Origin of the sequence: Gordonia insulae (genome assembly GCF_003855095.1) — a bacterium.
GTDB classification, from domain to species: Bacteria; Actinomycetota; Actinomycetes; order Mycobacteriales; family Mycobacteriaceae; genus Gordonia; species Gordonia insulae.
In genome coordinates, this window is sequence record NZ_CP033972.1 from 2,460,173 (window position 1) to 2,484,735 (window position 24,563).

At 67.3% G+C, this 24,563-nt stretch carries 20 protein-coding genes; 13 read left to right on the plus strand and 7 right to left on the minus strand.

Annotated elements, in window-relative coordinates:
* Window positions 1-136: 136 nt before the first annotated feature.
* The 3 genes from D7316_RS11165 to D7316_RS11175 all read left to right on the plus strand — a co-directional run bounded on the left by D7316_RS11165 (window position 137) and on the right by D7316_RS11175 (window position 3,180).
* Entirely contained in the window at window positions 137-982 is an 846-nt protein-coding gene (locus tag D7316_RS11165; protein ID WP_124708308.1) for an HpcH/HpaI aldolase/citrate lyase family protein, read from the plus strand.
* Window positions 979-1,980 (plus strand): MaoC family dehydratase, encoded by a 1,002-nt coding sequence (locus tag D7316_RS11170; RefSeq protein WP_124708309.1) that lies wholly within the window; start codon window positions 979-981, stop codon window positions 1,978-1,980. Before D7316_RS11165 ends, D7316_RS11170 begins: the two co-directional genes overlap by 4 nt.
* A gap of 63 nt (window positions 1,981-2,043) precedes the next feature.
* Window positions 2,044-3,180, plus strand: coding sequence for a CoA transferase (locus D7316_RS11175; RefSeq protein ID WP_124708310.1), 1,137 nt, complete (start codon window positions 2,044-2,046; stop codon window positions 3,178-3,180).
* An 82-nt stretch (window positions 3,181-3,262) separates the two neighbouring features.
* Here D7316_RS11175 and D7316_RS11180 read toward each other — a convergent pair whose 3' ends face one another.
* On the minus strand, window positions 3,263-4,423 hold the full coding sequence (locus D7316_RS11180; RefSeq protein WP_124708311.1) for a CaiB/BaiF CoA transferase family protein: 1,161 nt from the start codon (window positions 4,421-4,423) through the stop codon (window positions 3,263-3,265).
* Between the two features lie 178 nt (window positions 4,424-4,601).
* Between D7316_RS11180 and D7316_RS11185 the strand changes: the two genes are divergently transcribed.
* From D7316_RS11185 to D7316_RS11200, 4 genes are all read left to right on the plus strand, one after another.
* Window positions 4,602-5,678 (plus strand): MBL fold metallo-hydrolase, encoded by a 1,077-nt coding sequence (locus tag D7316_RS11185; protein WP_124708312.1) that lies wholly within the window; start codon window positions 4,602-4,604, stop codon window positions 5,676-5,678.
* Window positions 5,675-6,436, plus strand: coding sequence for a crotonase/enoyl-CoA hydratase family protein (locus D7316_RS11190; protein ID WP_124708313.1), 762 nt, complete (start codon window positions 5,675-5,677; stop codon window positions 6,434-6,436). Before D7316_RS11185 ends, D7316_RS11190 begins: the two co-directional genes overlap by 4 nt.
* Window positions 6,437-6,501: 65 nt before the next feature.
* Window positions 6,502-7,404 carry a LysR family transcriptional regulator gene (locus D7316_RS11195; RefSeq protein ID WP_124708314.1) on the plus strand — a complete coding sequence of 301 codons (903 nt, stop codon included), beginning with the start codon at window positions 6,502-6,504 and terminating at the stop codon, window positions 7,402-7,404.
* A gap of 4 nt (window positions 7,405-7,408) precedes the next feature.
* Entirely contained in the window at window positions 7,409-8,287 is an 879-nt protein-coding gene (locus D7316_RS11200) for a LysR family transcriptional regulator (RefSeq protein ID WP_124708315.1), read from the plus strand.
* Between the two features lie 18 nt (window positions 8,288-8,305).
* Here D7316_RS11200 and D7316_RS11205 read toward each other — a convergent pair whose 3' ends face one another.
* Both D7316_RS11205 and fabG read right to left on the minus strand, forming a co-directional pair.
* The gene (locus D7316_RS11205; protein WP_124711263.1) at window positions 8,306-9,529 is read right to left on the minus strand and encodes an acetyl-CoA C-acetyltransferase; all 1,224 of its coding nucleotides are present in this window, start codon (window positions 9,527-9,529) and stop codon (window positions 8,306-8,308) included.
* Window positions 9,530-9,596: 67 nt separating this feature from the next.
* Window positions 9,597-10,355 (minus strand): 3-oxoacyl-ACP reductase FabG, encoded by a 759-nt coding sequence (gene fabG, locus D7316_RS11210; protein WP_124708316.1) that lies wholly within the window; start codon window positions 10,353-10,355, stop codon window positions 9,597-9,599.
* A 119-nt stretch (window positions 10,356-10,474) separates the two neighbouring features.
* On the opposite strand from fabG, the gene D7316_RS11215 reads away from it, so the two are divergent.
* The 3 genes from D7316_RS11215 to D7316_RS11225 all read left to right on the plus strand — a co-directional run bounded on the left by D7316_RS11215 (window position 10,475) and on the right by D7316_RS11225 (window position 14,433).
* A complete protein-coding gene (locus D7316_RS11215; protein WP_124708317.1) occupies window positions 10,475-11,662 on the plus strand; it encodes an acyl-CoA dehydrogenase family protein in 1,188 nt (395 codons plus the stop codon).
* A 126-nt stretch (window positions 11,663-11,788) separates the two neighbouring features.
* Window positions 11,789-12,124 (plus strand): aldo/keto reductase, encoded by a 336-nt coding sequence (locus tag D7316_RS11220; RefSeq protein WP_197718216.1) that lies wholly within the window; start codon window positions 11,789-11,791, stop codon window positions 12,122-12,124.
* 1,061 nt (window positions 12,125-13,185) lie between these two features.
* Window positions 13,186-14,433, plus strand: a complete 1,248-nt coding sequence (locus D7316_RS11225; RefSeq protein WP_124708318.1) for an HNH endonuclease signature motif containing protein — start codon at window positions 13,186-13,188, stop codon at window positions 14,431-14,433.
* A 173-nt stretch (window positions 14,434-14,606) separates the two neighbouring features.
* Here the strand turns inward: D7316_RS11225 and D7316_RS11230 are convergent, their stop codons facing one another.
* The 4 genes from D7316_RS11230 to D7316_RS11245 form a co-directional block, all read right to left on the minus strand.
* Entirely contained in the window at window positions 14,607-16,235 is a 1,629-nt protein-coding gene (locus D7316_RS11230; protein WP_232016868.1) for a class I adenylate-forming enzyme family protein, read from the minus strand.
* Window positions 16,236-16,246: 11 nt separating this feature from the next.
* A complete protein-coding gene (locus D7316_RS11235) occupies window positions 16,247-17,011 on the minus strand; it encodes an SDR family NAD(P)-dependent oxidoreductase (protein ID WP_124708319.1) in 765 nt (254 codons plus the stop codon).
* Window positions 17,012-17,099: 88 nt separating this feature from the next.
* On the minus strand, window positions 17,100-18,233 hold the full coding sequence (locus tag D7316_RS11240; RefSeq protein ID WP_124708320.1) for a thiolase family protein: 1,134 nt from the start codon (window positions 18,231-18,233) through the stop codon (window positions 17,100-17,102).
* Window positions 18,234-18,367: 134 nt separating this feature from the next.
* Window positions 18,368-19,750 (minus strand): MFS transporter, encoded by a 1,383-nt coding sequence (locus D7316_RS11245; RefSeq protein WP_124708321.1) that lies wholly within the window; start codon window positions 19,748-19,750, stop codon window positions 18,368-18,370.
* 359 nt (window positions 19,751-20,109) lie between these two features.
* Between D7316_RS11245 and D7316_RS11250 the strand changes: the two genes are divergently transcribed.
* The 3 genes from D7316_RS11250 (at window position 20,110) to D7316_RS11260 (ending at window position 24,552) form a co-directional block, all read left to right on the plus strand.
* Window positions 20,110-21,306 (plus strand): acyl-CoA dehydrogenase family protein, encoded by a 1,197-nt coding sequence (locus tag D7316_RS11250; RefSeq protein WP_124708322.1) that lies wholly within the window; start codon window positions 20,110-20,112, stop codon window positions 21,304-21,306.
* Window positions 21,307-21,317: 11 nt separating this feature from the next.
* On the plus strand, window positions 21,318-22,475 hold the full coding sequence (locus D7316_RS11255; protein ID WP_124708323.1) for an acyl-CoA dehydrogenase family protein: 1,158 nt from the start codon (window positions 21,318-21,320) through the stop codon (window positions 22,473-22,475).
* Window positions 22,476-22,536: 61 nt separating this feature from the next.
* Complete coding sequence (locus D7316_RS11260) at window positions 22,537-24,552, plus strand: NAD(+) synthase (RefSeq protein ID WP_124708324.1); 2,016 nt, start codon at window positions 22,537-22,539, stop codon at window positions 24,550-24,552.
* Window positions 24,553-24,563: the final 11 nt, after the last annotated feature.

Genomic DNA, 24,563 nt, shown 5'->3' on the forward strand with positions numbered 1-24,563 from the left:
GATCGCGGTTGTCAACCCTCTTCGCACGAATTGTGGCACTTCACCCTCGCCCTTCCGTTGCCGTCGGCGGTCTGGTAGTAGTTCTTGGGGAACCGATTTGGCCACCGATTTGGCCGTACATGGATCGAGGAATCTCGTGCAGACACATCGACGGCGGGCCGCGCTCGTCGCGCCCGCTTCCGACGACCGCAAAGCCCGCAAGGCGCTCGCGTCCGCCGCTGACGAGGTCGTTCTCGACCTCGAGGATGCCGTGACGCCCGACCAGAAGGACACCGCCCGCGCCGCTGCCGCGGCACTGGTCGCCGAGTTCGGCGCGGATCGGCCGGTCTCGATCCGGATCAACGCCTTCGGCACCGAGTGGATCGAGGCGGATCTCGACGCATGCGCCGCGATGGGCGCGTCCTTGTCGTCCGTGGTGCTGCCGAAGGCCGAGACCGCAGAGCAGCTCGCCGACGTCGACCGTTCGCTGGGCGGCGCACCGGCCCGCCTGCAGATCCTCGTCGAGACACCGATCGGGATACGGGACATCGGCGCCGTGTGCACCGGGTCGGATCGTCTCGACGTCGTGGTCATCGGCTACGCGGATCTCGGTGCGACACTGGGCCGCCCGCCTTCGGCACCGCAATCGGTATGGCATCCGATCCAGGACGCCGTACTCGTGGCCGCTCGCGCCGCGGGGATCTCGGTGATCGACGGGCCCCACCTCACCATCGCCGACGACGACGGATTCCGATCAGCGAAGACGTGGGTGCGTGACCTGGGTTTCGACGGCACGTGGGTCATCCACCCCGCGCAGATCGACTCGGCAACCGCCATTTTCACGCCGGACGACGACGCCGTCGCCGATGCGCGACGAGTACTCGACGCGTTGGATGAGGCTGCCGCACGCGGTGACGGTGCCGCCAAACTCGACGGCCGCATGCTCGACGAGGCGCTCGCGGTGTCCGCGCGGCGTGTGCTGGCGAAGGCGGAGCCGGCATGAGCGCCGGCCGAATCCCTGTCGGCGGCCCGTATTTCGACGAGCTGGCCGTCGGTCAGACCTTCGACGACGCCCCGTCGGTGACCCTCACCTCGGGTCTGGCGGCGACCCATCAGGCCATCCTCGGGGACCGGATGCGCCTCCCGCTCGACGTCACGCTGACCGAGCGGGTCACCGGGCGCGACCGTCCGATCGCCCATCCCGGACTGGTGTGCGATCTCGCGATCGGGCAGTCGACGCTGGCCACGCACCACGTGAAGGCGAACCTCTTCTACCGGGGACTGCGGTTCCTGACCCATCCGCACCTCGGCGACACCCTCACCACCAGGACGGAAGTCGTGGGGCTGCGGGAGAACTCGGGGAGGCCCGGACGCGCGCCGACCGGACTTGCCGCCCTGCACATCATCACCTCGGATCAGGACGGGACGGTGGTCCTGGACTTCCATCGATGCGCGATGCTGCCGTTGAGTGCCTCGCCGGATCCCGACAGGGTCCGGCACTCCGACAATCTCGCGGCGATCGGCGCCGACACGTCGGGCGATCCGGTGGTGCCGGCCTGGGACCTGTCGGTCTACCGCGATGCGGTTCGTGGACAGCACTTCTCGGCCGATCTGACCGGCAACGTCTACGCATCGAGCGGTGATGTGGTGTCCAGCGCCCCGGAGCTGGCGCGACTCACCCTCAACGTCGCGGCGACGCACCACGATGAACGGGTCGGTGCCGCCGGGCGTCTGGTCTATGGCGGACATACGATCGGAGTGGCCCTCGCCCAGGCCAATCGGGCCCTGCCCAACCTGGTGACCGTCCTGGATTGGGCATCCTGCGATCACACCGGTCCGGTCCACGAGGGCGACACCCTGACGAGTGAACTGTTCGTCGAACAGGCGGTCGGGCTGGAATCCGGCGGGGTGCTCGATCTGCGGTCCGTGGTCAGCGCGCACGTCGCCGACAGCGACCCACGCCCCGTCCTCGACTGGCGTTTCCGCGCCCTCATGGCGTGATCCACCCGGTATGACGCGATCAGCGTGATCCACTCCGAAGACCGAACCACAAGGGAGCTCAACGTGACCACCCCGGACAAGCCACTCGCCGGTCTGACCATCATCGAGGTGTCGAGCTTCATCGCGTCGCCGCTGGCCGGGCTGACCCTGTCGCAACTCGGCGCCGACGTCACCCGCGTCGACCCGGTCGGGGGCGCCGCCGACGTCAACCGCTGGCCCGTCACCGACGACGGAGAGTCCATCTACTGGACGGGGCTGAACAAGGGCAAGCGATCTGTCACGGCCGACCTGCGTTCGCCCGAGGGCCAGTCACTGGTGCAGCGACTGGTCGCCGAGTCGGGCGAGGGCGGCGGCATCCTCCTGACCAACCAGGCCGGCCGGGCGTGGATGAGTCACGAGACCCTGTCCGGGGTCCGACCCGATGTCATCACCTGCGAGATCCTCGGCCGCACCGACGGCACACCCGGCGTCGACTACACCGTCAACGCCGGCCTCGGCTTCCCGATGATCACCGGTCCGGTCGACCACGCCGGTACGGTCAACCACGTGCTCCCGGCGTGGGACCTGGCCTGCGGGCTGTATGCGGCACTGGCCATCTCCGCCGCGGTCCGGCGGCGTGAGGCGACCGGGCTCGGTGCGCACATCACGTTGCCGCTCGAGGACACCGCGTTGTCGATCGCCAGCACGCTCGGCTACCTGACCGAACCGCAGGTCACCGGCCGGAGCCGACCGGGTACCGGCAACGACGTGTACGGCACGTACGGAACCGATTTCGTCACGCGCGACGGCGGACGGTTCATGATCGTGGCCCTCACCTCTCGCCACTTCCGGGACCTCGTGGAGATGACCGGCGTGGGCGAGGCCGTCGAGGCCGTGGCCACGGCACTCGGCGCCGACTTCGGCACCGAAGCCGACCGGTTCACACATCGAGGTGTCATCACCGCACTCGTCGAGCCCTGGTTCGCCCGCCACACCACGGCCGAAGTGGCAGCCGCACTGGAGAAGTCGTCGGTGCTGTCGGAGCAGTACCGCAGCTTCGAGGATGTCGTCGCATCCGGCACGCTCGCCGACAACCCGCTCTTCGCGGAACTGGACCAGCCGAAGATCGGGACGTTCCTCGCCGCCGGTCTACCCGCAGCCTTCGACGGCGTGCACTACTTCACCGGTCCCGCGCCGGAATTGGGCGCCGACAACCCCTGACAACCCTCCGGCTCCCGACGACCCGGATTCGGCGGGGTCGGATTCGCCGGGTTTGGATTCGGCGGGGTCGGGTCAGGCGGGTTCAGTGTGGATCGCCGTCGAGCTCCCGGAGAATGGTCTCCGTGTGCTCGCCGAGAGCGGGCACGGGACCCATGGGGAGTTCGACGTCGGCGAAGGTCATCGGCGGCAGCAACGCGCGGATCGGTCCGGCCTCGGTGTCGACATCGCGCCACCGATCGCGTTCGGACAGTTGAGGATGCGCGACCACACCGTCGAGTTCCCGGATCTCGGCCGCGGGAATTCCTGCGGCGGCGAGCTTCTCGTCGAGTTCGGCGGTGGTGAACCGTTTGGTCTCGACCGCGACGGCGGCGTCGACCTCCCCGCGCCGCTCGACCCTGTCGATGTTGGTGGCATAGCGCGGGTCGTCGGCCAGGTCGGGCCGCGACAGCACGTCCGCGATGAGAACCCGCCAGCCCCGGTCGTTCTGGACACCGATCAGGATCTCGCCGTCGCTGGTGGGATAACGGTCGTACGGGACGATCGCGGCGTGACCGACCCCCGACCGCGCGATCTGCCGATCGCCGTACAGCCGCATGTACATCGGATGCCCCATCCACTCCACCGTCGCGTCGAACATCGACACGGAGATCGAGGCACCCGCCCCGGTCGAACCGCGCCGCACGAGGGCACCGAGAATCGAGGTCAGCGCGTACATCCCGGCGGCGATGTCCGAGGTGGGGATGCCGGTCTTCGCGACCTCGTCGGCGCTACCGGTCACCGAGATCAAGCCGGCCTCGGCCTGCACCAGCATGTCGTAGGCCTTGCGCTCGCGATACGGACCGGCATCGCCGTAGCCGGACATGTCGACGACGATCAGGCCGTCGTGGTCGGCGCGCAGGTCGTCGGCGCCGAATCCGAGCCTGGCCGCTGCACCGGGCGCGAGATTCTGCAGGAAGACGTCCGACCGTGCGACCAGTCGGCGCAGCACGTCGCGCCCCGAGTCCGACTTCAGATCGAGGGACAACGACTCCTTGCCACGATTGAGCCAGACGAAGTGGGAGGCCAGACCGTGCACCACGTCGTCGTAGTTGCGGGCGAAGTCGCCCTCACCGACCCGCTCGACCTTGATGACCCGCGCACCCATGTCGGCGAGATGTCGGGTCGCCAGGGGCGCGGCGACGGCCTGCTCCAGCGCGACGACGGTGATCCCGGCCAGCGGGAGGGACAGGTGATCGGCATCCACCGGGCAACCATCGCCTTCCGGCCCCGGACCCGTCAACGTGATGCATCACCGGAGGCCATAGGCAGTTCCTCATCGTGTCTGAGTCGGACCCACTTTGAACATGAAGGCCGCCTCATGATCCGATGGAAGTTGATCGCCGCAACCGTCCGGCCCGTCGGCGGCATCATCTGGAGGTGAAATGACCACGATCGAGGTCACCGGCCATCGTCAACGCGAGGCCTGGGCGGAGAAGGTGCTTCCGCCGGTCGAGGAGGTCCGGCCCGGCCTGTGGTCCATCCCGGTCCCGATGCCGGGCAACCCGCTGCGATACGTCCTCATCTACGCCCTCGCCCTCCCCGAGGGTGTCGCCCTCATCGACACCGGGTGGAACACCGACGAATCCTGGCACGCCCTCGTCGACGGTCTGCACGCCACCGGACACGATGTGACCGATGTCCGGCACGTCTCCATCACCCACCTGCATCCCGATCACTTCGGCCTGGTCCCCCGACTGCTCGAACACACCGACCCGGTGCTCGCGATGCACCGCAACGATGCACGTCACCTGCACCACGTCACCGAGGCGGAGATCGAGCGACAGATCGACGGCGCGCAGCGGGAACTCGAGATCCACGGCGCGCCGACCGACGTCGTGGACACCGGATTCCGCGAGATCGCCCGCCTGCCGGACGGCCGCACCATGGATGTCGAACTCGACGACGGCGACCCCCTGGACCTTCCCGGCTGGAATGTCCGGGCGCTGTGGACGCCGGGACACACCGCGGGTCACCTCTGCTTTGTCGACGAGGATGCGGGTGTCATCTTCACCGGCGACCATCTCCTCCCCCGGATCAGCCCGAATGTGTCGACGAATCGTTTCCAGTCGCACAATCCGCTGTCGGAGTATCTGATCTCGTTGGCGAACACCGAGCATCTGCCCGACCTCGAGGCCCTGCCGTCACACGAGTACCGGTTCCGCGGGCTCGCCGACCGGGTGACCCACCTCCTCGCACATCATGAGGAACGACTCGACGAGATCACCGCGGCGGTCGTCGCCGAGCCGCAGAGCACGGCCTGGGACATCACCCGCTCGGTGACCTGGTCCCGTCCGTTCGAGCAACTGTCGGTCCCGCTCAGCCGGATGGCATTGGGCGAGACCAACGCACACCTCGTCGTCCTGCAGCAGCGGGGCATACTGACCCCCACCGAAGGCATACCGATCCGATGGACGGCGACACACGCCCCGTCCCCCACCGAAGTCAGGAGTCCCCGATGAGCGACGTGCTCACCGAGTTCGCCGACGGCGTCGCCGTCATCACGATCAACCGGCCCGAGGCGAAGAACGCAGTCAATCTGGCCGTCGCCGAGGGCATCGCGGCCGCGATCGACGAGCTCGAATCCCGCGACGACATCACCATCGGCATCCTCACCGGCGCCGGCAGCACGTTCTGCGCGGGGATGGACCTGAAGGCGTTCACCCGGGGCGAGAACGTCACGCTCCCGGGCCGCGGATTCGGCGGTCTCGCCGACTCCCCGCCGACCAAGCCGCTCATCGCCGCGGTCGAGGGCTGGGCGTTGGCCGGTGGCTGCGAACTCGCGTTGACCTCCGACCTCATCGTCGCCGCCCGGGACTCGAAGTTCGGCATCCCCGAGGTCAAGCGCGGACTGGCCGCGGCGGCCGGCGGTCTGCTGCGCCTGCCCAAGACTCTGCCCTATCAGCTGGCGATGGAGATGGCGCTCACGGGCGAACCGCTCAGCGCGGCACGCGCCCACGAGTTCGGCCTGGTCAACCGGCTGACCGAGCCCGGTGACGCGCTCGCCGGGGCCCGCGAGCTCGCCGCGACCATCGCGGCCAACGGCCCGCTGGCCGTGCGCGCGACCAAACAGGTCGTCTCGATGGCGATCCGCTACACCGACCCCGAGCTGATCAAGGCCCAGTGGGAGCACCTCGGTCCGGTCTTCGGCTCGGACGACGCGCAGGAGGGTGCGCGCGCCTTCGCCGAGAAGCGGGCACCCAACTGGACCGGCAAGTGACGGCGGGCCGGATTCACCCCGCACGATGACCCCTCGGGCCACCGACCATCCGTACGATCACTGAGGTGGACCTGCACCTCGTCACCTACTTCGTAGCGGTGGTGGATCATGGCGGGATCACCCGGGCGGCGCAGTCGCTCTACATCTCGCAGCCGTCGCTGTCGCAGGCGATCCGGACGCTCGAACGTCGCCTGGGGGTGACGCTGTTCGATCGGACGGGCCGTCGGCTGGAACTGACCGAGGCCGGCCGCAAACTCGACGTCGCGGCCCGGCGCATCCTGGCCGACGTCGACCGCGCGAAGGCCAAGGTGGAGGCGGTTCGTGAGCTCCGTGCCGGTCGGGTCGACATCGTCACGCACGCGGCGTTCAGCATCGATCCCCTGGTGGAGATGATCCGGGTGTTCCGCGAACGATTCCCGCGCCTCGCGGCGCGGGTCGTCGCGGCCGACGGGCCCAGTGGCGTGTTGGCGTCGTTGCGCAGTGGTGACGCCGAGGTCGGTCTGATGGATACCGAGGCCGAGCATGCGACATTCACCGCGATCTCACTCGGGACTCAGGAACTCGTGCTGACCGCCCCACCCGGGATCGGTGCGGATCTGGTCGATCCGGTGCCACGTCGGGCCGTGCGGTCCATCCCACTGGTGGTCGACAACGCCGACCCGGGCACCGCGGCCGTGCTCGGCGATCTCATCGACGACGATGCACGCAACGTGGTCGTCGACTGCGCACACCCCACGGCCACCTGGGATCTCGTCGAACGCGGCACCGGCGCCACGATCGCACCGCGTGTGGTCGCCGAGCAGCAGATGCCCGACGCACTCCGTCTGCGGCTCGACCCACCGTTGAGCCGGTCGTTCGGCCTGGTGCTGCGGTCGGGACGACCGTCGCCCGCGGCCATGGCGTTCATCGCGATCGCCAAGGGCCACGTCGGGATCAGCACGGACCCCACCGAGTTCGGCGCGTGGTAGACACATGGAACTCAGACAGGTCGAATATTTCCTCGCGGTGGTCGAGCACGAGGGCATCGGCGGCGCAGCAGGCGCCCTGGGTGTCGCACAACCCACTGTGTCACAGGCACTTCGGGCTCTCGAACGTGAGCTCGGCGTCCAGCTGTTCCACCGGATCGGTCGCGGGATGGTGCTGAGTTCGGCGGGCCGGACGATGGTCGGCCCGGCCCGGCAGATCGTGCGCGACGTCGGCGTGGTCGAGGATCTGTTGGCGGCATCGGAGGGGGAACTCACCGGGCGGCTGGAGATCCTGACGTTCCCGGCGATCGCGAGCGGCGCCATCGTCGAGTTGATCGCCGAGTTCCGTCGGCGCTATCCGCGGGTCGCGGTGCGATTCGGCGAGCTCCGCGACGAGACCCAGGCAGCGGCGGTCCTCGAGGACGGGCACTGCGAGTTCGTCGTCGCCCATCTCCCGATCGCCGGTGAGGGCCTCGAGGTGGTCGTGCTCGGCGAGCAGGAGTTCGTCCTGCTCTATCCGCCGGGGACCTCACTGCCGGACGGACCGATCGCGCTTCAGGATCTACCCACGTCCCCGATGGTGTTCGTGCCACGGGGTCAGTCGGTCGCCGACGAGATCGAGGAGCAGATCCGGGTCGGCGGCGTACGTCCACCGCTCGCGGTGCTCTCCGAACACCGGGAGGAACGACTTCCGATGGTGCTGGCCGGGATCGGCGGCACGATCGTCGAACGATCAGCCGCCGAGTCCGTCGCCGATCGGGCCGTCATGCGATCGGTCGAACCACGCATCGCGCGGCCGTTCGCGATCGCATACGACCCGGCCGCCCTGTCACCGGTGGGGCATGCGTTCGTGGAACTGCTCAGCGAGCAACCATCCGGTCCCTGAGGACCTGGTCGGCGGAACTCAGCCGACGTTCTCGAAGACGGCGGCGAGGCCCTGCCCGCCGCCGATGCACATGGTCTCCAGCCCGTATCGTGCGTCGCGGCGGCGCAATTCGCGGGCCAGCGAGGCCAGCATGCGAACGCCGGTGGCGCCGACGGGATGACCGAGCGAGATGCCCGAACCGTGCACGTTGGTCCGGTCGAAGTCGCCACCGGCACCGAATCGCCCGAAGCCCCATTCGCGGGTCACGGCGAGCGCCTGGGCCGCGAATGCCTCGTTCAGTTCGATGACGTCGATGTCGGTGAGCGTCAATCCCGCCTTCGCCAAGGCCTTCTCCGTCGCCGGCACCGGACCGATGCCCATCGTGCGTGGCGCGACCCCGGCCACGGCCCAGGACACCAGCCGCACCAGGGGACGCAGGCCGTGCTGCTGCGCCACGTCGGGTGTCGTCACGATGCACATCGCCGCCGCATCGTTCTGCCCGCTGGCGTTTCCCGCGGTCACCGTGGCGTCCGGGTCCGTTGTACCCATGATCGGCTTGAGCTTTGCCAGCGATTGCACCGAGACGTCGGGTCGCGGGTGTTCATCGGTGTCGATGATCTGGTCTCCGCCGCGGCCCCGGACAGTCACCGGGATGATCTCCTCGGCGAGGATGCCGTCCTTCTGCGCCCGGACGGCACGCAGATGTGATTCGACGGCGAGTTCGTCCTGCTCGGCGCGCGAGATCTCGTACTCCTTGCGGAGGTTCTCCGCGGTCTCGATCATGCCGCCGGGGACCGGGTAGTTCTTGCCACCGGCCGTCGACCGGGCGCGGACCAGGCTGTCGTGCATGGCGATTCCGGTTCGGGCGCCACCCCACCGCATGTCGACAGAGTAGAACGACGCGTTGCTCATCGACTCGGTACCGCCCGCGATCACCACGTCGTTGTCGCCGGCCGCGACCTGGAACGCCGCCTGGATGACGGCTTGCAGTCCCGAGCCGCATCGACGGTCGATGTGCATGCCGCCCACCGTGATCGGCAGCCCGGCGTCGAGCGCGACGACCCGACCGATGGCGGGCGCCTCGCTGTTGCCGTTGCAATGTCCGAGGACGACGTCGTCGACGAGTTCGGGTGCGAGTCCGGTGCGGTCGAGCAGGCCGCGCAAGGCGGTGACACCGAGATCGACCGCCGTCACGCCCTTGAACATCCCGCCGTAGCGCCCGATCGGGGTGCGGACCGGTTCGCAGATCACCACATCGCGCAGAACGGTGTCTTTCATTGCAGGCCTTTCTTGTTCGACGAGCCAGGAGATCGGCGGCGGGCAGGGGCGGTCACATGAACCGTCCGCCGGTCACCTCGAGCACGGTGCCGGTCATGTAGGAGGACATGTCGGACGCGAGGAACAGCGCGACCGAGGCGACCTCGTCGACTTCGCCCGCCCGCTTCATCGGGATCTCGGCCATCTTCTGATCCCACGCCTTCTGCGGCATCGCCTCGGTCATCGCCGATCGGATCAGTCCGGGCTGGATCGCGTTGACACGCACGCCATGATGCGCCATCTCCTTGGCCGCGGCCTTGGTCATGCCGACGATGCCCGCCTTGGCCGCGGAGTAGTTCGTCTGTCCCACCATGCCGACCTTCCCCGACAGCGACGAGATGTTCACGATCGCGCCGCGTTTGGCCTCGCGCATGATCGCGGCGGCCTTGCGGGTGCCGTTCCACGTCCCCTTGAGGTGTACCGCGATGACCAGATCGAAGTCGTCCTCGGTCATCGTGCGCATCGTCGCGTCCCGGGTGATGCCGGCGTTGTTGACCAGCACGTCGAGCGACCCGAAACCTTCGACCGCGTCGGCGAGCAGCGCATCGACCTGCTCGGCATCGACGACGTCGCAGCGCACGGCCCGCGCCACCCTGCCGCCGCCGAGCTTGTCGGCGGCGGCGGCCGCCGCGTCCAGGTCGAGGTCGCCGATCACCACCCGTGCGCCGGCCTCCACGAACGACCGCGCGATCTCGAAACCGATCCCCTGCGCGGCACCAGTGATCACCGCGGTGCGTCCGTCGAGCAGGGTCTGAGGTGCAGAAGGTGCCATGCGTCGGAATCTACCGGCCCGTGGCCGGATCCGACCCCGGCCGATCCATTCGTAACGCCTAACGGAGCGGTAGCGAGTTCGTAGTGGACTCGCCCACGAGTGGACGCCAGAGTGGGAGAATGACCAGCGTCATGAACACCTCAGCATCCACCTCCCAGGTCAGCGGCGAGGACTTCGCCGACATCCTCGCCGCGACACGTGAGTTCGTCCGCGAGAAGGTCGTGCCGCGCGAACAGGAGATCCTGGACAACGACGCCATCCCCGACGACATCCGGGCCACCGCCAAGGAGATGGGCCTCTTCGGGTATGCCATCCCGCAGGAATGGGGTGGCCTCGGACTCGACCTGACCCAGGACGTCGAACTGGCGATGGAACTCGGCTACACCTCGTTGGCGCTGCGGTCGATGTTCGGCACCAACAACGGCATCGCCGGGCAGGTCCTGGTCGGTTTCGGTACCGACGAGCAGAAGTCCGGCTGGCTGGAGAAGATCGCCTCCGGCGAGGTCGTCGCCTCGTTCGCACTCACCGAGCCGGGCGCCGGATCAGACCCGGCAGGGCTGCGGACCAAGGCCGTCCGCGACGGTTCCGACTGGGTGATCACCGGCGAGAAGCGGTTCATCACCAACGCGCCGCTCGCCGATCTGTTCGTCGTGTTCGCGCGGACCCGACCGGCGGACTCGGACGGCACCGGGATCGCCGTGTTCCTGGTTCCCGCCGAGACCCGGGGCATCACCGTGGGCGCGAAGGACCGCAAGATGGGGCAGGAAGGCGCGTGGACCTCGGATGTCCACTTCGACGATGTCCGCGTACCCGCCGCGGCGCTGGTCGGCGGCAGCGAAGACGTCGGGTACCGCGCGGCGATGACGTCGCTCGCGCGAGGCCGCGTGCACATCGCAGCCCTGTCGGTCGGTACCGCGCAACGCGCCCTCGACGAGTCGGTGGCCTGGGCGGCAAGCGCCACCCAGGGCGGCACCGCGATCGGCGAGTTCCAGCTGGTGCAGGCGATGCTGGCCGACCAGCAGACCGGTGTCATGGCCGGCCGCGCGATGGTCCGCGACGCAGCTCGGGCATGGGTCGACGAGACAGACCGGCGGATCGCCCCGTCTGCGGCGAAACTCTTCTGTACCGAGATGGTCGGCAAGGTCGCGGATCTCGCCGTGCAGGTACACGGCGGCAGCGGCTACATGCGTGACGTCCCCGTCGAACGGATCTACCGTGACGTGCGCCTGCTGCGTCTGTACGAGGGCACCAGCGAGATCCAACGGTTGATCATCGGCCGGAATCTGGTGAAGCGCGCGCAACGCTGATCGCCGTGCGGTCGGGCGTGGAGTAGTGCCGGGCTGTCGAGGTACCACATCCTGTTGGCCGTCGCGGCGAACCTGCGACGGCCCGGTGCGCTATCTGGGCGGGGCGAATTACGCGGATGGCAGCTGATGAACGCGCTGGCCATCTCCGATCACCAGGGATATCAGCGGTTCATCAGCAACCAGATCTATGACTCGCTGCAGAGTCGCGAGGCCGAGTACGAATTGTTGCCCCTGTCGGTGGATCAGGTTCTCGGCGTGATGGTCTGGAGTCCGCTCGCGGGTGGCCTGTTGACCGGCAAGTACCGACGCGACCGCAGCCCCGACAACGGCCGGCACATCGAGGCCCGGACCGAACCGCCGGTGCGTGACGTCGAGCAGCTGTACCGCACCGTCGACGTGATCGTCGAGATCGCCGAGGCCCGGGGATCGCGCAGGCTCACGTGGCGCTCGCGTATCTCCTGACCCGACCGGCGGTCAGCACGACGCCGGCCAAGTTCCGGGGTGAAGCCTATGCGGTGGTGCACGCGGCTCGGTGACGGATGCGCCGACGGCGTATCAGCCTTAGGCAGTTACGCTGCAGTGCAGGAGATTTCAAGTGCTTCGGTAGTCGACGGATCCGGATCTGTCGGTGGTTGACGGTACGCTGTTCGCACGCGATCGAAATGACGACGTACCCTGGTGATGACGCGAACGGACTTGTCGGCGCCCTGCGATATTCTGGTTCAGGAGATCGACGATGACAGCGAAACGGGCGACAGGACAGCGAGTTCTGTCGCCCGGAGTTCCGGTGGTGTTGCCCTGCAGATGGTTCCGAACCCTGTCGGTGGTTGCCGGTACTCTGCACACAGACGGTCGAGATGACGACGCGCACCGCGGGACCGAAGAGTTCCACACTTGTGCACACTCCTGACGACGCGATCAAACTTGTCGGTACCCACCGATATTCTGGTTCAGGAGATCGACGATGACAGCGAAACGGGCGACAGGACATCCAGATCTGTCGCCCGGAGATTCCGGTGGTGTTGCCCTGCAGATGATTCCGAGCCTGTCGGTGGTTGCCGGTACGCTCGTCCCCGACGGTCGAGATGACGACGCACACCGCGGGACCGAAGAGTTCCACACTGTGCACACCTTGTGACGACGCGAACGAACTTGTCGGTACCCACCGATAGGCTGGTTCCGAACAGATCGACGATGACAGCGAAACGGGCGACAGGACATCCAGCTCTGTCGCCCGGAGTTCCGGTGGTGTTGCCCTGCAGATGATTCCGAGCCTGTCGGTGGTTGCCGGTACGCTCGTCCCCGACGGTCGAGATGACGACGCACACCGCGGGACCGAGAAGTTCGACGATGTGCACACCTTGTGACGACGCGAACAAGCTTGTCGGTACCCACCGATACTCTGGTTCCCAACAGATGAATTGATGACAGCGAAGCCGGGCGACAGGACAGCCAGTTCTGTCACCCAGAGAAACGATGACGACGCCCGACAGCCGTAACCGTGTTCTCTGAAAGGCCCCGCCATGACCACCGTGTCAGACCTGCCCACCCTCACCGACACCCTGCGCGACCTCACCATCGACGACGACCTGTCCGGCCGGGACGCGTTCAACGCGATGCGCACCATCCTGACGCTACGCAACCTGATCGACCACCACGCCGCACACCTGGTCGCCACCCTCGACCGCCTGGGCGTCGCCACCACCCACGGTCGTAAGACACGGGAACTGTTGATCGTCATGGGCTACGCGCCCGCGGTCGCCGCACGCCTGATCCGCATCGCCGGCTCCACCACCACCCTGCCGACCCTGCACGCCCACGCCGCCGACGGCGCCATCCCCGCCGAACACATCGACGCCATCACCACCGGCATCACCCACATCGCGCAGCGATCACCCCAACCCGTCGACAGCGAGGCTCGCTACACCCAGGTCAGCGACCTGCTCGGCCACTACTTCTCCGGCGCCACCCCCGCCCAGATCGCACACCGCGCCAAACAACTCGGCAACGACCTGGCCGCCACCACCGCCGGCGGGTTACCCGCCGGAGAAGACCGCACCCTCAACACCCTCACCCACCACGAAGACCACGGACGCCTCCACATCCGCGCCGACCTCGACACCGAAGTCGGCGAAAAGTTTCAGGCCGCCCTCGAACACTTCGGCGCACCCCGCCCCGAACCCGACGGCTCCCCCGACGCCCGCTCCACCGCCCGCCGCCACGCCGACGCCCTCGAAACCGTTCTGGACCTCGCCGCCCGCGGCGACACGACCACCTCCACACCCCGACCCCAAGTGCTGATCACCGTGCCCGCCGAACGCCCCACCACCGCCACCCTGCAGTTCATGGGATCACTCACCGAAACCACCCTGCAGCAGTTGTCCTGTGACGCGACAGTCACCACCGTCATCATCGACGACCAACAGGTCCCCCTACAGCTCAGCAAAAACGACCGCTTTTTCACCGGACACCTCCGCACCGCGCTCTACATCCGCGACGAGTGCTGCATCAAATGCGGCGCACCCGCCGCCCGCTCCCACGGCCACCACATCCAACACTGGGCCCACAACGGCGCAACCGTCCTGGACAACGGCTGCCTACTCTGCCCGTCCTGCCACGCCGACATCCACCACAACGGCTGGGACGTGATCATCGGCACCGACAACCACCCCTGGCTCATCCCACCCACAGAGGTCGACCCGCAGAGGACACCCCTACCCGCCTACAACCGACGCACCCTGACCCTCGACAACCTACCCACCGCCGCCTGACACCCACCCCAGCAAACACCAACGCACCCGGCGAAAACCGGGACCCAACCGTCCCTTGACAACTCCATAGAGCGAACGTGCCACCCACACCGGTGTCACGCATCCGACGGCCCCGACTCATCAGGTCGGACGGTGCGCGATGTGCGACACCGAGGTGCACTCGCATCGTCAGGTCACGCCGTGGCGAGACGCTCCCGCAGCGCGACCTTCTGGACCTTGCCGGCCGCCGAGGTCGGCAGCTCTTCGACGATGACTACGTCGCGGACTTTCTTGTATGGCAGGACCTGTTCGGCGACAAAAGCACGGACGCCCTCGCCGTCGATGACGTGTCCGGGCTCCGGTACCAGAAAAGCGACCGGCTCCTGACCGACGCTGCCCGCATCGCGACCGACCACCGCGGCCGACGCGACGTCCGGGTGGGTTACCAGGATCTCCTCGAGTTCACGCGGGTACACGTTGTAGCCCTTGTAGATCAACATGTCCTTGGCCCGGTCACAGATGTAGAGGTAGCCATCCGCGTCCCGGAAGGCGATGTCGCCGGTGTCCAGCCAGCCGTCGACGAACTGGACGGCGGTGATCTCGGGATGCCCTAGGTAGCCCGCGGTAACCTGCGGTCCACGCACCCACAGTTCGCCGCGTTCACCCGCGCCGAGCACCACCGCCCGGTCGACGACCGAACGGATCTCGACCTCGGTGTCGTACGTGGGCAAACCGACGCTCCCCAGCCGGTACTCGCCGGCAGCAGTGAGCGGGGCGGACGAGACCAGACAGGTCGCCTCGGTCAATCCGTAGCCCTCCACGACGGCGCCCGACGGGAAGGCCGACCGAAGGTGTTCCAGCGTCACCCCATCAATTGGCGCCGCCCCCGACGAGACCACCTGCACCGAGGACAGATCGCGCGTGCCCACCTCGGGATGAGTGGCCAACGCGTGCCACATCGCCGGGCTGCCGGTGACATACGTCGCCCGATGACGCTCGATGAGCGCCAACATCTTCGACGGATCGAACCGACCGGCCAGCACGTGGGTCGCACCGCACAACAGCAGGAAGGACATGTTGATCAACGCGTGCGCATGGAACAGCGGCGAGACCACCACGGTCGCCGCATCGCCGGGCACCACACCCCGACGATCCTCTCCCCGCGGCGTCAGCTCGATCCCACCGTGACTCTCGACCACGGCATGTCCTGCCCGCCAGCCGATCATCTGGGTGACATTCCCGATCACGTTGCGGTGCAACACCTGCACTCCCTTGGAGACACCTGTGGTGCCGCCCGTGAAAGCGAGATGCGCGATGTCGTCGGAGACCACCTCGGTGACGGGTGCAGACATATGGCCGGCGGTGAAGTCGGTGAGCGTGACCACGCCATCGGGTGCCGTCCGGCCTTCGCCGTCGGCGAGCACCACGGCACGCAGAGACACGTCGAGTGCAGCGTCCAGCAGACGGTCGAGTTGTTCCACCCCGGTGAACGCGGCCACCGCACCCGTCTCGACGAGCTGTGCGCGTAGCCCGGGCACCGGCTGCAGCGGGTTCACCAGGGTGACGGTGGCGCCGGCTCGTAGCGACCCGTAGTAGGCGACGATGAACTCGATACTATTCGTCAGATGCAGCAGCACGACATCACGGTCGCCGATGTCGGAGGCACGCAATGCCGCTGCCACGCGTGCTGTTTCGATGTCGAGGTCGTCGAAGCTCAGCACCCGGTCGCCGTCGATGACCGCCGCACGCGAGCCGTACATTCTGGCCATGCTCGGTGGCAGAACTGCCATGGTGACGGCCGGATAGTGCAGTTCGGTACTCATCGCGCTGCCGCTCACCGGGGCGCCATGCGGATGGCCCCGTCGAGGCGGATCGTCTCACCGTTCAGATAGCTGTTCTCCAGGATCGAGACCGCGAGCTGACCGAACTCCGAGGGCTTACCCAACCGCGACGGATTCGGGATGCTCTCGGCCAGCGAAGTGCGGACGTCGTCGCGCAGGCGCGCCAACAGCGGCGTGTCCATGGTTCCGGGTGCGATGGTGTTGACGCGGATCAGCTTGCTCGCCAGATCTCGCGCGGCGACGATCGTCATGCCGACGATCCCGGCTTTCGATGCGCTGTAGTTGATCTGGCCGATCTGTCCTTCGAAGGCGGCGACGGATGCGGTCAGGACGATGCTGCCGCGCTCGCCGTCGAGTTCGTCGAGACGCGCCATCCGCTCGGCTCCCAGAGCCAGAGCGTTGAACGAGCCCACCAGATTCAGCCTGATGACGAACTCGAAATCGTCGACCGATCCGGCGTTGCCCGCCTTGTCCAGAATCCGCATCCGCCGACCCGCACCGGCGCAGTGGACGAGCCCACGCAGTCCGCCCCGATCGTCGGCGACGTCGAGGGCCGCGGCGAATTGTTCGCGATCGGTGATGTCGGCCGGCGCGAACGTCGCCGACGACCCAAGCTGCTCGACGACCGCCGCGCCGTCGGATGTCGGCAGGTCGATCACGGTGACCTGGCCGCCCGCGTCGACGATGCGACTCGCGGTGGCGAGCCCCAATCCGGATGCACCACCGGTGATGGCGAACGACTGACCTTTGAGTTCCATTGTATTCCTTCAGGTGAGTGGCCTCGATGGGCCTGGAGGGGCTCGCGACGCTCGCTCGCGACCAACTGTCTGTCGGCCGGGTGAGTGATCAGACGAGTTCGACGATGGTCGCGTTCGCCATGCCGCCGGCCTCGCACATGGACTGGAGTCCGTAGCGGATCTTGTTGTCGCGCATGTGATGGATCAGGCGTGTCATCAGGATCGCGCCGGATCCGCCGAGCGGGTGACCCACTGCTATGGCGCCGCCTAGCGGGTTCACCCGCGCCGGGTCGGCGCCGGTCTCGATCTGCCACGCGATCGGCACCGGGGCGAATGCCTCGTTGATCTCGAAGGCGCCGATGTCACCGATCGACAGACCTGACCTCTCGAGGGCCTTGGCGGTCGCGGCGATCGGACCGGCCAGCATCATGACCGGATCGTCTCCGGCGACGACGGCTGTGTGCACTCGAGCGATCGGCGTGAGACCACGCTGCACCGCGGTCTCGCTGCTCATCACCAGCAGCGCCGCCGCCCCGTCGGAGATCTGGGAGGCGTTGCCCGCGTGGATGACTCCGTCGTCCTTGAACGCCGGCTTCAGTTTGCCCATCGACTCCAGGGTGCCGCCGCGACGGATACCCTCATCGCCCTCGAGCACCCCGGTGATCGGTGCGAGCTGCCCGTCGAACGCGCCCGCATCGACCGCCTGCGCGGCGAGTTCATGTGAGCGCAGCGAGAATTCGTCGAGGACGGTGCGGCTCAAGGACCACTTCTCGGCCATCATCTCGGCACCGACGCCCTGACTGAACCGGTCGACGCCGTAGCGGTCCAGGACGGTGGCCGGCTGGCTCTCGCCGTTGGGGGCGGCGCTACCCATCGGCACCCGGCTCATCGACTCCACTCCCCCGGCGATGACGATGTCCTGCTGGCCGGAGATCACCGCGGCCGCAGCCATGCTGAGCGCCTGTTGGCTCGAGCCACACGCCCTCGTCACGGTGGTGCCGGGGACCGACTCCGGCCAACCCGCGGCCAGGACCGCGGTGCGCGCGACGTTGCCGGCCTGTTCGGACGCCTGACTCACACAGCCCCAGACGACGTCATCGACCGTCGCCGGATCGAGACCGGTGCGGTCCACCAGCGCCTCGAGCACGTGCGCCGACAGATCGGCGGGATGGATTCCGGCGAGGGCGCCACGCCGGCGTCCGATCGGGGTGCGGACGGCGTCGACGATCACTGCATCACGCATTGGACTTCCTTCTGGTGAGTACTGCTGACTTCTGGATCCTGCGGGCGACCGAGGTCATCGAGACCCACCTCGAATCGACCATGAAGTCGGTTTGATCACAAGTCGATTCACGCTCACGGTCGGATAGCCCGCGCCTATGAGACGTGCTGCGGGCCGTCGGAGGCGTCCGCCAGACCGCGACGGACCAGCACCTTGTCGCGTTCCGGATTGCACAGGACCAAGGCGATCACCGCGCACACCGAGGCGACTAGCCCGAGAATCTGGAACGCCGTCGCGTAGCCCTCCGCGGGGCTGGGGGCGGCGTCGACGACGACCCCGGTCGCGTACGGGGCGACGAGGCCACCGATGGCCATGATCGCGAGGAAGACGCCGAGGGTTCCGGCGGTCTGGCGAGGCGGGCAGATCTCCGAGATCGCGGCGTTGAGCAGTGGGAACACCGTTGTCGCGAACCCGTAACCGACCGAGACGACGAGCACCGCCATCGCCGGCGCGCTGATCGATGGCAGAAGGAACAGCAGAACACCGGAGATGAGCACGCCGACCGCAGGCACGATCACCCGCACCTTGCGCGACGTCGCGCCTCGGGAGATGAGTCGGTCGCCGATGACCGATGTGATGAGCATCAGCGCCAGGCCGACGATGGACGGGAAGGCGAACATCGACCCGGCCTGCAGCCGGCTGTAGCCCAGCCCGACCTCGAAGTACGACGGCAACCAGGTCAGTACCACGGTGACCAACGCGTAGACGCTCATCACCAGCAGCACCCCACCGATGAACGTGCGCGATGTGAAGATCCGCACCCACGGGACGGCCGGCTCGTCGGCGACGGGATCGGCGGTCGTCTCTCGCTCGGCATCGTCGACGTGCTTCGCACCGGCGATGTAGGGCCCGTCCTGCCAGGTGGCCAGCCAGACGACACACCACAGCACCCCGGCGACGGCAAGGGTCACCAGCGCAGCGCGCCACCCGAGGTTCACTGTCACCAGTGCCAGGATCGGGGCGACCGCGATCTTCGCGATCGATGCGGCACCGGCGAGCAGCGCACCGGGCAGCGCCCGGCGGGCGGGCGGATGCCATGAGTAGGCCGCGGTGTGCAACAACGCCGAACTGGGTCCCTCGGCCAGTCCGAGGAACAGGCGGCTGATGATCAGGACGGCGAACGCCGCGACCGCCACCAGCGGCAGCATGGCGAACGCCCAGCACAGCGCCAACAGCACCAACGCCCAGCGCAACGACAGCCACCTGTTGAGGGCGCCGGCGAAGAACCCGCCGATCGTGAAGGTCAGAAAGAACAGGCTGCCGACCAGACCGATCTGTGACGACCGCAGCCCCAGCTCGTCGGCGAGCGGCTGCGCGATGATGCCGAGCACCGCCTTGTCGGCGTAGTTGACGACATACAAGGCCACCAGCAGCGACGTCAAGCCCCAGGCCTTTCGTCGCGTTCCGGAGGAGTCCGCGGCGCGTTCCGGCGCGGGGAGGTTCGTGGTCGCCGCATCGGCGGCGTCGGTGGTGGGCATGTGCTCTCCTTCGAGATGGGGAAGGTGGGCGAGAGGTCACGATGAACGGAGGAACCCGCCGTGTGATGTAGGCGACGAATCCATCGATCTCGTGCTCTGGATCACACTGGTCCGATTGAACGTGCTGCCCCGTTCACGAGCAATGTCCGTTCCGTGAATCGACGAACTGTGAATGCCTATGGGTCCAGGTCAGGCAGGCCGCGACCGCGCATCATTGGTTGGCGCTAAGGCATCGATAGCCGAACGCATCGTTTTGCCGCGGGTGCGCGACAGGCATGCTGAGAGGGTCGACCAGTGTGGCCTCGGCCACCATCGGCTGCTGTTCGACACGAATCCGCCGACGAGAAGAAGAGGTCACGATGACCCGACTTGCGCAGACCCTGGGGTTGACCGACATCCAGTCCGAGATCGTGGCGAATGTTCGTCGGTTCGTGGACAAGCAGATCATCCCGAATGCGCAGGAACTCGAGCACGCCGACGCCTATCCGCAGGAGATCGTCGACGGGATGCGCGAGATGGGCCTGTTCGGGCTGATGATCCCCGAGGAGTATGGCGGGCTCGGCGAGTCGTTGTTGACCTATGCGCTGTGCGTGGAGGAACTCGCCCGCGGCTGGATGAGCGTGTCGGGGGTCATCAACACCCACTTCATCGTCGCCTACATGCTGCGCCAGCACGGCACCGACGAACAGAAGCGGCGACTCCTGCCGCGGATGGCCACCGGCGAGGTGCGCGGCGCATTCTCCATGTCCGAACCCGAACTCGGCTCCGACGTGGCCGCGATCAAGACCACCGCCAAACGCACGGGCGACGGCGACTATTCGATCAGCGGCCAGAAGATGTGGCTGACCAACGGTGCCAGTTCCACGCTCGTCGCCGCATTGGTCCGCACCGAGGAAGGCCACGAGAAACCGCACAAGAACCTGACCACCTTCCTCGTCGAGAAACCTGCCGGATTCGGCGAGGTGCTCCCGGGACTGACCATCCCGCGCAAGCTCGACAAGATGGGCTACAAGGGCATCGACACCACCGAACTCGTCTTCGACGGCTACCGCGCGTCCGCCGACGACATCCTGGGCGGCGAGCCCGGCAAGGGCTTTGCGCACATGATGGACGGGGTCGAGGTGGGGCGGGTGAACGTGTCCGCACGCGCCTGCGGTGTCGCCCAGCGCGCTTTCGAACTCGCGGTGCGTTACGCCCAGCAACGCTCCACCTTCGGCAAGCCGATCGCCGAACACCAGGCGATCGCGTTCTCGCTGGCGGAGATGGCGACCAAGGTCGAGGCCGCTCACCTGATGATGGTGAACGCCGCCCGGCTCAAGGACTCCGGTGAACGCAACGACGTCGCGGCCGGCATGGCCAAGTACCTCTGTAGCGAGTACTGCGCCGAGGTCACCCAGGCCGGCTTCCGCATTCACGGCGGCTACGGATACTCGAAAGAGTTCGAGATCGAACGCCTCATGCGCGAAGCCCCCTTCCTGCTCATCGGCGAAGGCACCAGCGAGATCCAGAAACAGATCATCAGCAAGGGACTTCTTCGCGAGTACCGCGAGAACTGAGGGGAGATCACATGCAGCGCACCGTGTTCAGCGAGGATCACGAAGCCTTCCGCAAAACCGTTCGAGATTTCATCGCCAAAGAGGTGGTGCCGCAGTATCCCGACTGGGAGAAGCAGGGACATCCGCCGCGCGAGTTCTACAACCGGCTCGGCGATCTCGGCGTGCTCGGCATCGAGGCACCCGAGGAGTACGGCGGCGGCGGTGTCACCGACTTCACCTATTCGATGGTGATTGCCGAGGAGACGTCGGCGGCCGGCGTGAGTTTCGGCAGCTACTCGGTCCACTCGAACCTGATCCTCCCCTACCTGCTGGAACACGCGACCGACGACCAGAAGCAGCGGTGGCTGCCCGGATTCTGTTCCGGTGACATCATGTTCGCAATCGCGATGACCGAGCCGGGCACGGGTTCGGATCTCGCGAACATCTCCACCACGGCAACGCTGACCGAGGACGGCACCCACTACATCCTCGACGGCGCGAAGACGTTCATCACCGGCGGCGCACTCGCGGACCGTGTGCTGGTGGTCTGCCGGACCGCGCCGTACGACGCGGGCAATCGCCGGGCGGGATTGTCGATCCTCGTCGTCGACACCACATCCGAGGGATACACCGTCGGACGCAAGTTGGAGAAGATCGGCCTCAAGGCCTCGGATACGGCAGAACTGTCGTTCAACGCCGTCAAGGTGCCCGTCGAGGATCGTCTCGGGGACGAGGGCGAGGGCTTCTCGTACCTCACTCACAATCTGGCGCAGGAACGCCTCACCATCGCGATCGGCGCATCGGCGACCGCGGCCGCTGCCGTGCAGCACGCGCTCGCCTACACCAAGGAGCGCGACGTCTTCGGCAAGCCGGTGGCCTCGTTCCAGAACACCAAGTTCGTTCTCGCGGAATGCTCTGCCGACGTCGAGGCGATCCGCCAGTTCGTCGACCGAGCCCTTGATCTGCACAACGCCGGTGAACTCTCGGTCCCCGACGCGGCCCGGGTGAAGCTGTTCGCGACCGAGACCGCCGGACGTGTCATCGACAAGTGCCTGCAGCTACACGGCGGATACGGCTACATCCTCGAGTACCCGATCGCGCGGCTCTACGCCGACACCCGGGTGTCGCGGATCTACGGCGGCACCAACGAGGTGATGAAGACGATCATCGCGAAGGATCTGGGCCTGTGACGGTCGGGCCACGCAGTCGCACAGTGCTTTGACCGCGTGGCCCGCAGGCTAGGCTCGGGGTGTGTCTGTCTACGAGCACGGATTCGCGCGGGTCGCCGGCGCGGTGCCGGTCGTGTCGATCGCCGACCCGGTGGTCAATGCCGAGCGCACCGTCGAGCTGCTGCGCACGGCCACCGACGAGGGTGCCGGCCTGGTGGTGTTCCCGGAACTCGGTTTGTGCGGCTACAGCATCGACGACCTCGTCCAGCAGGATGCGGTACTCGATGCCTGCCTGACGGGTCTGCAGACGGTGGTGGACGCGACCCGCGGCACACGTCCGCTCGTCGCCGTCGGGCTGCCGCTGGTCGTCGGCGACGGCCTGTACAACTGCGCCGCCGTGCTCCACGACGGCCAGATCCTGGGCGTGGTGCCGAAGTCGTATCTGCCGAACTATCGGGAGTTCTACGAACAGCGGTACTTCTCCGCGGCCCGGGACGCCGCGGTCACCACCGCGACCGTGCTCGGGCGGGAGGTGCCGTTCGGTGCCGACCTCATCTTCGAGGCCGTCGACCTCGAGGGCTTCGCGGTGCACGTCGAGATCTGCGAGGACGGCTGGGTACCCATCCCGCCGAGCACCTGGGCCGCACTCGCCGGCGCGACGGTGCTGGCGAACCTGTCCGGCAGCCCGGTGACCGTGGGCAAGGAGTCATACCGGAAGTCGCTGTGCACCAGCCACTCCGCGCGTTGCATCGCCGCCCACATCTATGTCGCGGCGGGTTTCGGCGAATCGACCACCGACCTCGCGTGGGATGGTGACGCCCTGATCACCGAGAACGGCACCCTGTTGGCCCGCACCGATCAGTTCGAGATGACCGAACAGATCATCAGCGCCGACATCGACCTCGACCGACTGCGTCAGGAACGCATGCGGATGATCAGCCTGCGCGACCAGGTGGGTGATTTCGCCACCGATCTGAAGCCCTTGCGCCGCATCCGCTTCCGGCTGGGTGCCACCGAGGAGATAGACGACACGCTGCGGCGCGAGGTCGCGCGGTTCCCGTTCGTGCCCGCGGACTCCGCCGACCGCGATGCCCGGTGCCGGGAGGTCGGCAACATCCAGGTGCAGGGACTCGCCGCACGTCTGCGGGCCACGGGCATCGACAAGATCGTCATCGGCGTGTCCGGCGGCCTCGACTCCACGCTCGCGCTTCTGGTCGCGGTCGACACCTTCGATCGGCTGGGACTGCCGCGGACGAACATCCTCGCGTACACCATGCCCGGATTCGCCACCGGCACAGCCACGTTACGGCGCGCCCACGTGCTGATGGACTCGCTCGGCGTCGCCGGAACGGAGCTCGACATCCGTCCGTCGTGCGAGCAGATGCTCGCCGATCTCGGGCATCCGTACGCGCGCGGTGAGAAGGTCTACGACGTCACCTTCGAGAACGTGCAGGCGGGCGAACGGACATCCCACCTGTTCCGGCTGGCCAACCACAACGGCGCGATCGTGCTCGGCACCGGCGACCTCTCCGAACTGGCCATCGGCTGGTGCACCTACGGCGTGGGCGACCAGATGTCGCACTACAACGTGAACTCGTCGGTGCCGAAAACCCTGATCCAGCATCTGATCCGGTGGATGATCACGACCAGCACGTACTCGCAGGAGACCACCGACACGCTCGCCGAGATCCTGGACGACGTGATCTCCCCCGAACTGGTCCCGGCGGACGACGACGGCGCCATCCAGAGCACCGAGGGGACGGTCGGGCCGTACGAACTGCACGACTTCTTCCTCTATCACCTGACCCGCTTCGGCTACCGTCCGGCGAAGATCGCCTACCTGGCGTCGCAGGCGTGGGGCGATCGCGGACGTGGCGCCTGGTCGGAACTGATTGTCGCGCAACGTCGCAACGAATACGACCCGTCGACCATCGAGCACTGGCTGTCGGTGTTCCTCAAACGGTTCATGAGCAGCCAGTTCAAGCGGACGGCCATGCCGAACGGCCCGAAGATCGGCTCCGGCGGTTCCCTGTCACCCCGGGGCGACTGGCGGTCGCCGTCCGACGCGAGCAGCCGCACCTGGCTCGACGCCCTCTGACCCGATCGGTT